This window comes from Bradyrhizobium sp. SZCCHNS3052, from assembly GCF_032484495.1.
Classification (GTDB): Bacteria; Pseudomonadota; Alphaproteobacteria; order Rhizobiales; family Xanthobacteraceae; genus Bradyrhizobium.
On record NZ_JAUETB010000019.1, the window covers coordinates 17,079 to 30,696 of the forward strand.

Consider the following 13,618-nt stretch of genomic DNA (forward strand, 5'->3'; position numbering starts at 1 on the left):
CGATGGCGAGCGCGATCGATCCCCAGAGCCATGCCCGCCTGCGCCAATCCTTCCTGCTTGGCCTGGCGCGGCGGCCCTTGACGACGCCGCCGGCGCTGGCCGAACTGTTGCCACACGGACGCGAGCCTGCGCTGCCACTCCTTGCGCTGGCCGCGCAATGGCAGCGCTTCGCCGGCGCCGCGGCGCCTGTCGCCGATCCCGTCCCGGACGCCGCCCTGCGGCTGCACCAGGACGCGCGGCCCATCCTGCCCGAGGCGGCGCGGCGCGCGCTCAAGGCATTGGCGCGCAGCGTCGAGAAGTCGCTGGCGTCGAGCGCCTTGCCGCTCGCGCTGCGCCGTATCCAGGCCGCCGGCTGCCGGCTGCATCCGTTCGATCTGCCGGATTTCGTGCCGCACATCAAAGCCAATGCCGAGGACCAGGGCCTCGCCGAGCGCGCCTATCTGGCGCTGATCGCCTCCGACGCCGATGACGATGCCACCAAGGGCCTGTTCTTCGAACGCATCACCATGGAGAACTGGACCACCTTCCCGAAGACGCAGCGCCGCGCCTTCGTGGCGGAGCAGCGCCGCAACAATCCCGCCGACGGCCGCGCGCTGATCGAATCGGTCTGGAAGAGCGAGCCCGCGCCGGTCCGCGCTGCGCTGCTCGATGCACTGATGGTCGGCCTCGGCTCCGATGACCGGCCGTTTCTGGAGAGCCTGAGCGCCGATCGCGCCGACAGCGTCAAGCAGATCGCCGCACAGCTCCTGACCCGGATCGCCGAACGCACCGAGCACGGCGCCCGGCTGACCGAGGCCGCGCGGTGCTTCCAGCGCGCGGGCTCGTTGCTGGCCAAGATCGGCCTCGGCGCGGCGTCGACAGTGACCTTCAAGCTGCCGGCCGACGGCCTGAAATGGCAGGAGGCCGAGGCGTTGCGCGAGCGGCTGTTCGGCGGGCTGCGGCTCACCGCGCTCGCCACGGCGGTAAGCGCGCCGCCCGAGGCGCTGATCGCTTCACTGCCGCCGTCCGAGCACCGCGTGCTCACGCTGCTGATGGATGCCGCCGCGGCCGAGGGCGATGACGACACCGTGCTGCGCATCATCGGCGCGCGCCTCTGCGGCGGTGACGCACTGCACGGATATGCGCTGATGTCCCTGGCGGCGAAGGCCCGCCAGCCGCTCGCGCCGCAGGTCGCCGAACGCGTGCTCGCATCGCCGGCCTGGCAGAAGGCGATTCAGGACCTCGCCGACGCGACGACGCCGGCGGCGCAGAAGGACGACGGCCGGCTGGTGCTCATGGCTGCGCTGATGCCGCGCGCGACGATGCCCGCCTTCGTCGCCACGCTCACCCCGCTGTCCCCCGCGACCGCGCGCGCGGCCAAGGATTTCACCGACCTCGTTCTCGCGTTGCCGACGTAACGCACCATCAAACAGTCCGGAGCACGCCCATGACAAACGCTGATGCGAGCCCAAGCGACGGCCAGCTGCGCCGCTCCGCAGAAGCATTGCATGCCCACGAGCTCGAGGCGTTGGCGCAGGAGGACACGCGGGCGCGGCCGGCGCAATGGCGGCTGTCGCCACAGGCGGTCGTGACCTATCTGATGGGCGGCCGCACCAAATCGGGCGTCGAGATCACGCCGAAATATATCGGCAACCGCCGGCTGATCGAGACCGCGGTGGCGACGCTCGCGACCGACCGCGCGCTGTTGATCCTCGGCGTGCCCGGCACGGCGAAGTCGTGGGTCTCCGAACATCTCGCCGCCGCGATCTCCGGCTCGTCCGAGCTGATCGTGCAATGCACGGCCGGCACCGACGAGAACCAGATCCGCTACGGCTGGAACTACGCGCTGCTGCTCGCCAAGGGCCCCTCGCGCGAGGCCATGGTGGCGACGCCCTTGATGCGCGCGATGGAAGCGGGGCGGATCGTACGCTTCGAGGAGCTGACCCGCATGCCGTCGGACGTGCAGGACACGCTGATCACGGTGCTGTCGGAGAAGCTGATGCCGATCGCGGAGATCAACGACGCCGTTCACGCCCGGCGCGGCTTCAACATGATCGCGACGGCGAATGCGCGCGACAAGGGCGTCAACGAATTGTCCTCGGCGCTGAAGCGGCGCTTCAACGTCGTGGTGCTGCCGCTGCCGGCCGACCTCGATGAGGAGGTGAGGATCGTCACCAAGCGCGTCGGCGAAATCGGCGGCGGCCTCGAGCTGCCGAAGATCGCGCCGGCCGACCAGGAGATCATGCGCATCGTCACGGTGTTCCGCGAGCTGCGCGACGGCCAGACGCTCGACGGCCGGCTCAAGCTGAAGTCGCCGTCGGGCTCGCTGTCGACGGCGGAGGCCATCGCGGTGACCATCGGCGCCTGGGCGGAAGCCGGCCATTTCGGCTCCGGCGTGATCGATGCGCAGAGCATGGCGGCGAACCTCGTCGGCGCCATCGTCAAGGATCCGGTGCAGGACAAGGTCGTGCTGCAGGAATATCTCGAAACGGTGGTGCGCGAGCGCAAGCCGTGGGCCGACCTCTATGGCGCAATCCGCGACGTGATCTGACATGGCCGCGCCGCAGCCCGATCGCCTGCATCTGCTCGGCATCCGGCATCACGGGCCGGGCTCGGCGCGCGCCGTGCTATCAGCGCTCGACGCGGCCGATCCGGCCGTGGTGTTGATCGAAGGGCCGCCGGATGCCGATGAGCTGATCGCGTTCGCCGCCTCGCCCGCGATGGCGCCGCCGATCGCGCTGCTGGTCCACGCCCAGGACGATGCCGCCAATGCGAGCTTCTTTCCGTTCGCGCTGTTCTCGCCCGAATGGCAGGCGATCCGCTGGGCGCTGGCGAGGGGACGGCCGGTCCGCTTCATCGACCTGCCGGCGTCCTACCGCCTCGCCGAACGGGCCAAGCTGAAGCAGCCGGAGGGCAATGAAAGCGAGGACGCGCCGGAGGACGCCGATGCGACTGCGCCAGATGAGCCGGACACGGTCGATCCTGAGCTGGCGCAGATCCGGCGCGATCCGCTGGCCTATCTCGCCACCCTTGCCGGCTATGACGACAGCGAGTCCTGGTGGAATGCGATCGTCGAACAAGGGGCGCATGGTCCGGAGATTTTTGCCGCGCTGGAAGCCGCGATCGCGGCGTTGCGCGACAAGATCGATCCGCTGCCCTACCAGCCTGCCGATGAAGCCCGGCGCGAGCTGCGCCGCGAAGCGCATATGCGCTTGGAAATCGCGGCGGCGCTCGGCGAGCAGGACGGGGCCGTCGCCGTCATCTGCGGCGCCTGGCACGTGCCGGCACTGCGGCGGAAAGTGGCGCAGAAGGATGATCGCGCGCTGCTGAAGGGGCTGCCGCAGGTCAAGGTCACCGCCACCTGGGTGCCGTGGACGGAGACGCGCCTCGCGGCCGCGTCCGGCTATGGCGCCGGCGTAATTTCGCCGGGCTGGTACGCGCATCTGTGGCAGGGACTGCAGCACGGCCAGGCCGCCGCGCTCGACGCCACCGGCTTCACGACCCGCTGGCAGGCCCGTGTTGCGGAGCTGCTGCGGCGGCACGGGCGGCCGGCATCGACGGCATCTGTCATCGAGGCGTCCCGGCTCGCGATCACGCTGGCCGCGTTGCGCGACGTCGCTTTGCCGGGATTGGCCGAGATGCGCGAGGCGAGCCTTGCAACGCTCTGCGAGGGCGAGACGGCGCCGTTCCGCCTGATCGAGCAGCAGCTCATCATCGGGCAACGTGTCGGCGAGATCGACGACAGCGTGCCGCAGATGCCGCTCGCCGCCGATCTCGCGCGCTGGCAGCGCAAGCTGAAGCTGAAGCCCGAGGCGCTCGACACCGACATCGCGCTCGACCTGCGCAGCGAGGCCGGGCTTGCCAAGTCGCAGCTCCTGCACCGGCTGGGCCTGATCCAGGTGCCGTGGGGACGGTTGCAGGGATCGGGACAGAGCCGCGGCACCTTTCGCGAGAACTGGCGCCTGCGCTGGGAGCCGGAATTCTCGGTGCGTCTCGTCGAGGCGCTGGTGCACGGCACCACCGTCGCGCAGGCTGCGGGCAATGCCGCCGTCACCAACGCACAGGCGGCGACCTCGTTGAACACCGTCGCGGCCATCGTGCGCGGCTGTCTCGAAGCGGGTCTGAGCGAGGCGGCCGAGACGACGATCGCGCTGCTGCAGCAGCGCTCGGCCGCGACAAGCGATGTTGCCGATCTCACCGAGGCCGTGCCGCCGCTCGCCGAAATCCTGCGTTACGGCACCGCACGGGCGCTGCCGACCGAGGCGCTGCGCCTGCTGGTGACCAGCCTCGTCGAGGCGATCTGTGCCGGCCTCGTCTATGCCTGCCGCAGCCTGCAGGCCGACGTCGCCGCCGATCTCCGCGGCAGGCTGGCGCGGCTCGACGTCGCGATCGGACTGATCGAGGATCGCGGCCTGCGCGACGGCTGGAGCCGCGCGCTGCTGCACGTCGCCGCCGATGCGGCGGCGCATCCGCTGTTGAAGGGCCTGGCGAACCGCGTGCTGTACGATCAGGGCATCGTGTCACCGGAGCAGACCGCGCTGGCACTGTCGCGCGCGCTGTCCCACAGCGTGCCGACGCTGGAGGCCGGCGACTGGCTCGACGGGTTTCTCGGCCAGAGCGGCCAGGTGCTGCTGCACGACCAGATGCTGCGCCGGATCATCGACGGCTGGCTGGCTGCGATCGACGACGAGGCGTTCAACAACCTGCTGCCGGTGATGCGCCGTGCCTTCGCGAGCTTCGACCGCAACGAGCGGCGGCGCCTGCTGGACGAACTGGCCAGGCAGCGGCCGCTGGCCGTCGGCTCCACCTCCGACGCCAGCCCGCTGCTGCCCGCGCCGCTGCCGGCCACCGCCGCCGGCTTCGACGCGGCCCTGCCCTTGCTGCTGACCATCCTCGGCGCCGACCGGCCGATCAAGGAAGCCAATCGATGAGCGACGACGCTGATGCCGAGCGCAACCGCCGCTGGCGCCTCGTGCTTGGCGGCGACGACCAGGCCGGCCTGTCCGATCGCGATCGGCGCCTCGATGCGGCACTGGCCGGACTCTATGACGCCGGCTCCGGCGGCAAGCGCGGCGGCGGCCGACGCGGCGGTCTCCGCGGCTCGGCGCCGCGCGTCGCGAGCTGGCTCGGCGACATCAGGGAGTTCTTTCCGGCACCGGTCGTGCAGGTGATCCAGAAGGACGCGTTCGAGCGGCTCGGCCTGAAGGAGATGCTGCTGCAGCCTGAGTTTCTCGCAGCCCTCGAAGCCGACGTGCATCTCGTCGCCGACCTCATGGCGCTGCGCTCGGTGATGCCGGAGAAGACCAAGTCGACGGCGCGCCAAGTCGTCGCCAAGGTCGTCAAGGAGCTGATGGAAAAGCTCGATGCCCGCACCACCGAGACGATCCGCGGTGCGGTCGACCGCCGCCGCCGCACCCGCCGACCGCGCGCCGGCGACATCGACTGGCCGCGCACGATCGGCAAGAACCTGCGCCACTGGCAGGCCGAGCATCGCACTATCGTGCCGGAGACGTTGATCGGGCACGCGCGCGCCGCGCGCCGGACCAATCTGGAGGAGGTGATCCTGTGCGTCGACCAGTCGGGCTCGATGGGCACCTCCGTCGTCTACTCCTCGATCTTCGCCGCGGTGCTGGCCTCGATCCCGGCGATCGCGATGAAGCTCGTGGTGTTCGACACCAACATCATCGACCTCACCGAGGAGCTGGCCGATCCGGTCGAGGTGCTGTTCTCGGTGCAGCTCGGCGGCGGCACCGACATCAACCAGGCGCTGGCCTATTGCGAGCGCCTGGTGCGCGAGCCGGCGCGCACGCACATGGTGCTGATCAGCGACCTCATCGAGGGCGGCATCGCCGAGCAGATGCTGGCCCGCGCCAGGGCGCTGGTCTCGTCGGGCGTCAACCTGATCGTGCTGCTCGCGCTCAACGACGACGGCCGCCCGGCCTACGACGCCAAGCACGCCGCGATCCTGGCCGCGCTCGGCTGTCCGGTGTTCGCCTGCACGCCGCATCAGTTTCCGGAGTTGATGGCAACCGCGCTGAAGCGCCAGGACATCTGGTCGTGGGCCGCAGCACAGGACATCAAGCTGGTGCGGCCCGAGGACGGCGTACCTGGCGTGTAAATGAAGCGTCTCGTTCTGTCATGCATCCTGCTGCTCGGGCGCTACGCTGTTCTGCCGGTCGTCGCGCTGGCCGCCGGATTGCTGTTCATCTGGCTGATCTCGCTGGACGACTACACGAGAGTTGCGCTCATCACCGCCCCCATCATGTTCTGCGTGGTCGCGGCCGCCGTCGCGCTGGCGCTCGGAATTCTTTTCGTGCCGGCCCGGCGCGAGCGGAGCAACGTCCTGGACGAAGCAATGGCGCCCGCGCTCTGGCGGATCTGGCAGGAGCTCGATCCAGCCTTCGCCAAGCCGACGCGCACGCTGCGGTTCGACGCCGAGTTCAATGCGTCGATCAGCGAAGCGCGCGGCTATGCCGGCATCTTCCGCCAGCACGTCACGATGACCGTCGGACTGCCGCTGCTGATGATCCTCGACGAGCGGGCAATCCGCGCCACCATCGCCCACGAGGTTGCCCATGCCGAGCTGCGTCACATCACCGGGGCCGGCAATCTGTTCGACTTTCTGCGCGCCTGCGAGAACGTTCTGCATTATGCGAACCCCGATCGCACCATCACCGGCCGGATTGCAGCACGGCTGCTGCGTGCCGTGCTTGGATGGGTCAACAGGGAGTATCTCGCACTCTCACGTCAGAATGAGCTGGCCGCCGACCGGCGCGCGGCCGCGCTTATGGGACCATCCGAGATGGCGCGATCGCTCGTGCTGATCGCCGGTGGCGTGGCACGACTGCGCGAGCTGGTGTTCTCTCCCTTGGAGACCGACATGCTCGGCGCCATCAGCCTGCCGGCGACGCCGCTGCAGCGCATGTCGACCCATCTCGTCGACATCCGCGACCATGATGCGCTCACCGCTGCTGCGGCCAAGACGATCGAGGAGGAGTCCATGGAGGACCCGAACTCGACCCACCCGCCGCTCCGTGCGAGCCTTGCCAATCTCGGCTATGCCACGCTCCCCGCAGTCGATCCGATCGAGGCCCCGGCCATCGAGCGACTGCTCTCACCGCATGCCGCGCCCAACCTGTCGGCCGGGCTCGATGCCGAGTGGCGCAAATTGGCACAGATCCGGGTCCGTCTTGGAGGCTGATATTCAGCATGCCTGCCGGCGACGCCTGCCCCCGTGGAACTCGGCGCGCATCTATGCTAAGGTGCTGCCGTGCACGATCTCCGGGAGCCTTCGGTGCGACGCGCGCAGGTCAAGGTCGATGTCCAGGCCGACGAGCCGGACTGGGCACCTGCGCGACAGGACTTATGGCAGCGCATTGCCGCGCATGATTTCGAGCCGGATACGCCGTTCAACTTCACCCAGCGGTTGGCGCGCGACCATGGCTGGAGCCTCGATGAGGCCCGGGCCGCGATCGAGGCCTATCGCCGCTTCTGCTTTCTCGCGATGGTTTCGCCCACGCCGGTGACGCCCAGCGAGGTGGTTGACGAGGTCTGGCACCAGCATCTGATCTATTCGCGCGACTATTGGGTGATCTGGTGCGGCGAACGGCTCCAGGCCCCGCTGCATCATGATCCGACGCCCGGCGGACCGCAGGCGCAGATGACCTACCGCCGGCAATATGCCGAGACGCTGGCACTGCATGAACGCTTCTTCGGTCCGCCCAGCCCCGATCTGTGGCCTGCGACACACATCCGTTTCGCCGGCCCGCGCTATCACGTCACCGACCTCACCCATTGGCTCATTCTGCCCCGGCCACGCGCATGGCTGCGGCGGCTGTTCAGGAGATGAATATGGCGCTCAATCCGTTCGACTGGACGGCCGGCCCATTCCTACTCGTCTACATCGTTCTCGGCGCCATCATTTTCCTCAAGGCCTTCGCCCTACGCGGAACGATCGGCCCGGCCGCGGCCAAGCCCCAGCCGCCTTTGAACGAGCTCGAGCTGGCCTATCTCGCCGGCGGCGCGCCACGTTTCGGCGATACCGTGCTGCTCGGCTTCGCTGCGAACGGCGCAGCAACCTTCACCGCCCGCGATCACAAGATAACAGTGACTGATCAGACGTCGCTGGCGGCGCTGATGGACCGTCCGCCGCGGCTTGCATTCCGCCCGGAGATGACACGGCAGGAATTCCAGCAGGCGCTTGCGCCACTTACGGCGCGCATTCAGGCGCGGCTGGAGGCTCTCGGCTATGCACCGACCGACAGCCAGATGGTGGCATTCCGCAAGGCCGTGTTGCCATTCGTCGGCGCGCTCATCCTGTTCGGACTGATCAAGGTCCTCGTCGGCGCTTCGCGGCAACACGACGTAGGCTTTCTAATACTACTACTCGGTCTTACGGCGCTGGGCGCGGCGATGATCGCAAAGGCGCCCTCCCGCACATACGCCGGCAACGAGGTGCTGCGGAGCTATCAGGCGACGCATGCGCGCGCAGCCCGCGCCCCGCGCGAGCATGAATTGCTACTGGCCGTCGCACTGACCGGCGCGGCGGTGCTGTCCGGCACCGCCTACGCTTCGGTGCTGGCAACATCCAAGGCGCTGAGCAGCAGTGGCGGTGGTTGCGGCGGTGGCGGTTGCGGAGGTGGTGGTGGAGGCGGCTGCGGCGGTTGCAGCTGACAATCAATCGCTCTTCGCCGGTGTCACCGCCGTAGACTTTCCTGTTCGCATCCGACGCGGCATCATGCGCGTCATGAACGACGAAGCACGGCGCGGCATCGGCCATTCGACCAATCTCGTGGGACGTCCCTCGGAATGGCTGGCGAGCTGCGCCTTCAACGACAGCGCGGCGCCGCTGCACATCTGGGGCGTCACCGAGATGAACCCCAGCCTGTTCACGATGCTCGCGCAGGCGGAGCATCTCAACGAGGCCGGCCAGGCCTTCTCGGCCTACATGATGGCGATGTTCGGCCTCGATCCCGAGCAACGCGCCGCGACGTCCGGCGGCCAGCGGCGTTTCCGCTCGTCCTTCCTGCGGCTGATCCAGGGCTGGGGCTTCGACAGCAACGGCCCGGAAGGCGCCGTGCTCAAGGGCTGGGTCGAGAGCCGGTTCGGCCTCGGTCCGTCCTACCACAAGGAGATCATCGAACGCGTGGCAAGCCGGGCCTGGACGACCTATGTCCAGGAGAAGATGTCGAGCCGCTTCCACAACAATGCGATCTGGGTGCAGCTCGATCTGCTGTTCGAATTCTGCCAATGGGCGATCCGCCGCTTCGCCTTTCCAGGCGAGACGCATCTGACGCTGCATCGCGGCGTCAATTCGTTCGACGAGCATTGGATCGTGGCGCGAACAACGCGGCGCGAGGCGGTGGTCCGGCTCAACAACCTCGTCTCGTTCTCCTCCGACCGCGACACTGCGGGCTGCTTCGGCGACATGATCCTCACCGCGCGGATTCCCGTCAGCAAGATCGTGTTCTTCAACGGCCTGCTGTCGTCACATGCGCTGAAGGGCGAAGGCGAATACCTCGTGATCGGCGGCGACTACCGCGTGAGCGTCGACTATGTATGAGCGGATCGCAGCATGACCGCACCCGATGTCGAGGAACGCGCGCTCGCGGCCTATCTCGGCTTTGCCATCGGCGACGCGCTCGGCGCCACCGTCGAGTTCATGACCCGAGGCGAGATCGTCGCGCAATACGGCGTGCATCGCGACATCATCGGCGGCGGCTGGCTCAAGCTCAGGCCGGGGGAGGTCACCGACGACACCGAGATGTCGCTGGCGCTGGGACGCTCGCTGATCCGCAAGCGCGGCTTCGACGCGCGCGACGTCTGCGAGGAGTTTGCCGCCTGGCTCCGGACCGGGCCGGCCGATGTCGGCAACACCTGCCGCCGCGGCATCCGCCGCTACGTCATGCACGGCACGGTCGAAGGCGTCTACGCCGAAGGCGACGCCGGCAATGGCGCGGCGATGCGCGTGCTGCCGGTGGCGCTCGCGACGCTCGAGGCACCGGACAACGCCGAGACCTGGACGCTGGCGCAGGCACGCGCCACGCACCATCATCCGCTGTCGGACGACGCCTGCATCGCGCTGGTGCGCATGACTCACGCCTTGCTGCTGGGGGAGGGCCAGGACGCCGTCCGCCGCGAAGCCGATGCTCTGATCGGCAAGCACCGCGCCTTCAGCTTCGTCCCCTATCCGGGGCGGAGCTCGGCCTTCGTCGTCGACACCATGCAGACCGTGCTGCACCACTATCTTGCCGCCGACTCGTTCACCGAATGCCTTGTGCAGACCGTCAACCAGGGCGGCGATGCCGACACGACGGGTGCGCTCGCGGGCATGCTGGCCGGCGCCACCCATGGGCTGGCGGCGATTCCTGCGCGCTGGCGCGACAGGCTCGACCGCGAGGTGACGGCGGACATTGAGGTGCAGGTGCCGCGGCTACTGGCGATTGCGCGCGCGACTCGGGCCTGATGTCTTGGAGCAATGGCATCCAGACGTCGCAAAGTGTGCCGGCCGTGGCGGATCGGCTCCGACCGATCGTCGTCTCAGCCACGGCCCTCAACCATTCTGCGCCAACACCTCGCGCAGCGCGTCCGTCAGCCGCGCGAGCTCCGTCTCCGAGCCGATGGTGATACGCAGATAGTCCGCGATCCGCGGGGCGGTGAAATGGCGGACGAGCACGGCGCGCTGGCGCAACGCTGCGGACAGCGCCTGGCCGGAATGGTCCGGATGCCGGGCGAAGACGAAATTGGCGCTGGACGGCAGCACCTCGAAGCCGAAAAGAACCAGCGCGGCGGTGAGGTCCGCGCGGTTCTTCATGATGACCGAGCGCGCCTGCTGGAAATGGGCGTCGTCCTCGATCGAGGCGATCGCGCCGGCCTGGGCGGGGCGGCCGAGCGGGTAGGAGTTGAAGCTGTCCTTGACCCGCGTCAGGCCTTCGATCAGCGCGGCGTCGCCGATCGCGTAGCCGACGCGGAGTCCTGCGAGCGCGCGCGATTTCGACATCGTCTGCACCACCAGCAGGTTGGGATGCTCGGAGATCAAGGGGATCGCGGTCTCGGCGCCGAAATCGACATAGGCCTCGTCGATGACGACGGCCGCGTCGCTGCGGGCAGCAACCAGCCGTGCGATCTCGGCACGCGACAGCGCAATTCCGGTCGGTGCGTTCGGATTGGCGATGATCACCGGGCCGGGACGGCCGACATAATCGTCGATACGCACGCGCATCTCGGCATCGAGCGGAACGGTCGCGTAGTCGATTCCGAGCAGCCGGCAGTAGACCGGATAGAAGCTGTAGGTCACGTCAGGGAACAGAAGCGGCGCCGGCTGCTTCAGGAGCGCCGCGAAGGCATGCGCCAGCACCTCATCCGAACCGTTGCCGACCAACACCTGCTCGGGTGAGACCTTGTGATAGGCCGCGAGGGCCTCGCGCAGCCTCGTTGCCTGGGGATCGGGATAGAGGCGCAAGGTGTCGGCCGCGGCGGCCCGTATGGCCCCGAGCGCCTTCGGCGAGGGCCCGAACGGACTCTCATTGGTGTTGAGCTTGACCAGGCCCGGGATCTGCGGCTGCTCGCCGGGCACATAGGGCGACAGCCGATGAACGAGCTCGGACCAGAAGCGACTCAAGATTGTTCTCCTGCGCACCCGAGATCCGCCGATCGACGCATCGATCGGAAGCGATGGACGTGCGAACTGAACGTGGTGTGGATCATCGGCAAATGGCGCGCCCGGAACGATTCGAACGTCCGACCCTCAGATTCGTAGTCTGATGCTCTATCCAGCTGAGCTACGGGCGCGTTTTTCGCATTTGGCAGGCTCCGGGCCAGGGGCCGGATCCCGGAAGGCCGGAGCGGCAAACGCCGGCAGGCCTCGCGAAGGGCCCCTGACTAACGGCTCGGAGACCGCTTGGCAAGGCTGGAGCGGGACATTTTGCGACCATTTTTCTGCGGACGCGCCGGCGCGGTTCGGCATGGCCGGAGCGGACGGGCTTCGTTCCGACACGCCAGGAGTTCCGCGCTCGACGCCTGCGGCGTCGCCCGGGGGAATGGCGGGTGAGGCCGGTCGGGTTCAGGCGCTGGCGCGCTCGGTCCAGAAGGTCTGCAGCTCGACAGGACGGTCAGGGATCGTGATTCGGAAGGTCGCCCCCAGGGTCCCTTCGACCAGTTGGATGTCGCCATCATGGGCCCGGACCAATTCGGCCGCAATCGCAAGGCCCAGCCCCGAGCCGCCCGGACGACCGGCACCGCGGAAGGCCTCGAACAGGTGCTCTCGCACCTTCGCCGGGACACCGGGACCCGTGTCCGAGACCTCCAGGATCGCCACCCCGCCTTCGCGGCGGCCGGTGATGCGGATCTGGCGCACGCCGGCGTCCGCCGCGAGGCTGTCCAGGGCCTGGGCGGCATTGCGCACCAGGTTGAGCAGCACGCGGAACAGCTGGTCGGGATCGGCATCGATCTTCAGCCCGCGCTCGATCGCCGCGATCCAGGTGATCGAGGCATCCGGCGACAGGCCGGCGGTCTCTCGCACCTCGGCGACGACGGGCTCGACCACCACCATGCGGCGGTCCGGCGCCGGCTCCTGTACCTTGCCGTAGGACAGCGTCGACTGGCAGAACGCGATGGCGCGCTCCAGCGAGCGCATCAGCTTCGGCGCGAAGCGCTGCACCCGCGGATCCGGCACGCTGGCGAGCTGATCCGACAGCAGCTGCGACGAGGCCAAGAGGTTGCGCAGATCGTGGTTGATCTTGGACACGGCGAGGCCGAGCGCGGCGAGCCGGCTCTTCTGATGCAGCATCGAGACGAGGTCGCGCTGCATGTCGGCGAGCTCGCGCTCGGCGACGCCGATCTCGTCGGAACGCTGGCTCGGCACGATGATTCGCGCCACGCTCTCCGGATTTTCGTGGAAGCCGACGAGGCTCGCGGTGAGGCGCCGCATCGGCCGCACGAACAGGAAATGCAGGGCAAGATAGACCAGCGCCGCGGTCAGCACCGCCAGCAGCAGCGACACGCCGAGCAGGTTGCGCGAGAACCGGTACATCGCCTTGCGCAGCGGCTTCTCGTCGGTGACGACCTCGATGAACTGGGCTCGGCCGGGCGCCGGTCCGATCACCCGCATGGTGTGGTCGCCGGTCTCCGTCATCATCGTCAGCGAGTTCACGATCGACGACCACGCCGTCATGTCGCGCATGTCGAAGTCGTGGTCGATCGAGGCGGGCAGGTCGGCGCTCGCGAGCAGACGGCGCTGCTGGCCCATCTTGATGGCGACGCCGCGCGCGTTGATGGAGGTGAGGATCTGCCGCGCCAGCGAATCCGGCACCATGCCGGACGGTGCGGCGTCGAGCACCAGGGCAGCGGTATTGGCGGCCGCCAGGCGGTCGTTGAGCCGGTTGGTCCAGAAATTGGCGATCGCCGGCACGTAGATCAGCACCTCCGCGATCATCACCAGCGGAATGGTCAACAGCAGCAGCTTTCCAGACAAGCCGAGCCGCCGCGACCGTTTCGGTCGCAGGCGCTCCAGGATTGGCTGGTTGTCGCTCTCGGTCACGTATCGCCCTTGTAAGAGACACCCCACCCTTACGGGACCGCAAGATGGGACTGCACCGGAGTCCGGTCAAATTACGGATCGCTCATGTTCCGGTTTCCAAAT

General features: G+C 68.4%; 11 protein-coding genes and 1 tRNA gene. 9 read left to right on the top strand and 3 right to left on the bottom strand.

Features of this window, described 5'->3' with window-relative positions:
• Positions 1-2 precede the first annotated feature (2 nt).
• The 9 genes from QX073_RS32950 to draG all read left to right on the top strand — a co-directional run bounded on the left by QX073_RS32950 (position 3) and on the right by draG (position 10,444).
• Positions 3-1,397, top strand: coding sequence for a DUF5691 domain-containing protein (locus QX073_RS32950; RefSeq protein ID WP_316227013.1), 1,395 nt, complete (start codon positions 3-5; stop codon positions 1,395-1,397).
• Between the two features lie 29 nt (positions 1,398-1,426).
• Positions 1,427-2,530, top strand: a complete 1,104-nt coding sequence (locus QX073_RS32955) for an AAA family ATPase (RefSeq protein ID WP_315825874.1) — start codon at positions 1,427-1,429, stop codon at positions 2,528-2,530.
• Between the two features lies 1 nt (position 2,531).
• A complete protein-coding gene (locus tag QX073_RS32960) occupies positions 2,532-4,910 on the top strand; it encodes a DUF5682 family protein (RefSeq protein ID WP_316227014.1) in 2,379 nt (792 codons plus the stop codon).
• The gene (locus QX073_RS32965) at positions 4,907-6,097 is read left to right on the top strand and encodes a vWA domain-containing protein (protein WP_316201546.1); all 1,191 of its coding nucleotides are present in this window, start codon (positions 4,907-4,909) and stop codon (positions 6,095-6,097) included. The genes QX073_RS32960 and QX073_RS32965 overlap by 4 nt, the downstream gene beginning before the upstream one ends.
• Positions 6,098-7,180, top strand: a complete 1,083-nt coding sequence (locus QX073_RS32970) for a M48 family metallopeptidase (protein ID WP_316227015.1) — start codon at positions 6,098-6,100, stop codon at positions 7,178-7,180. It abuts the gene before it with no gap.
• A gap of 93 nt (positions 7,181-7,273) precedes the next feature.
• Complete coding sequence (locus tag QX073_RS32975) at positions 7,274-7,828, top strand: hypothetical protein (RefSeq protein ID WP_315752198.1); 555 nt, start codon at positions 7,274-7,276, stop codon at positions 7,826-7,828.
• Between the two features lie 2 nt (positions 7,829-7,830).
• Positions 7,831-8,652: a TIGR04222 domain-containing membrane protein gene (locus QX073_RS32980; protein ID WP_316172745.1), complete on the top strand. Its 822-nt coding sequence runs from the start codon at positions 7,831-7,833 to the stop codon at positions 8,650-8,652.
• Positions 8,653-8,716: 64 nt separating this feature from the next.
• A complete protein-coding gene (locus QX073_RS32985) occupies positions 8,717-9,541 on the top strand; it encodes an NAD(+)--dinitrogen-reductase ADP-D-ribosyltransferase (RefSeq protein ID WP_316172746.1) in 825 nt (274 codons plus the stop codon).
• A 12-nt stretch (positions 9,542-9,553) separates the two neighbouring features.
• Positions 9,554-10,444: an ADP-ribosyl-[dinitrogen reductase] hydrolase gene (draG, locus tag QX073_RS32990; RefSeq protein ID WP_316227016.1), complete on the top strand. Its 891-nt coding sequence runs from the start codon at positions 9,554-9,556 to the stop codon at positions 10,442-10,444.
• Positions 10,445-10,531: 87 nt separating this feature from the next.
• On the opposite strand, the gene hisC is transcribed toward draG, so the two are convergent.
• The 3 genes from hisC to QX073_RS33005 all read right to left on the bottom strand — a co-directional run bounded on the left by hisC (position 10,532) and on the right by QX073_RS33005 (position 13,516).
• Positions 10,532-11,599, bottom strand: a complete 1,068-nt coding sequence (hisC, locus tag QX073_RS32995; RefSeq protein ID WP_316227017.1) for a histidinol-phosphate transaminase — start codon at positions 11,597-11,599, stop codon at positions 10,532-10,534.
• A 93-nt stretch (positions 11,600-11,692) separates the two neighbouring features.
• Positions 11,693-11,769 (bottom strand) — tRNA-Arg (locus QX073_RS33000).
• A 271-nt stretch (positions 11,770-12,040) separates the two neighbouring features.
• Complete coding sequence (locus tag QX073_RS33005) at positions 12,041-13,516, bottom strand: HAMP domain-containing sensor histidine kinase (protein WP_315715364.1); 1,476 nt, start codon at positions 13,514-13,516, stop codon at positions 12,041-12,043.
• Positions 13,517-13,618: the final 102 nt, after the last annotated feature.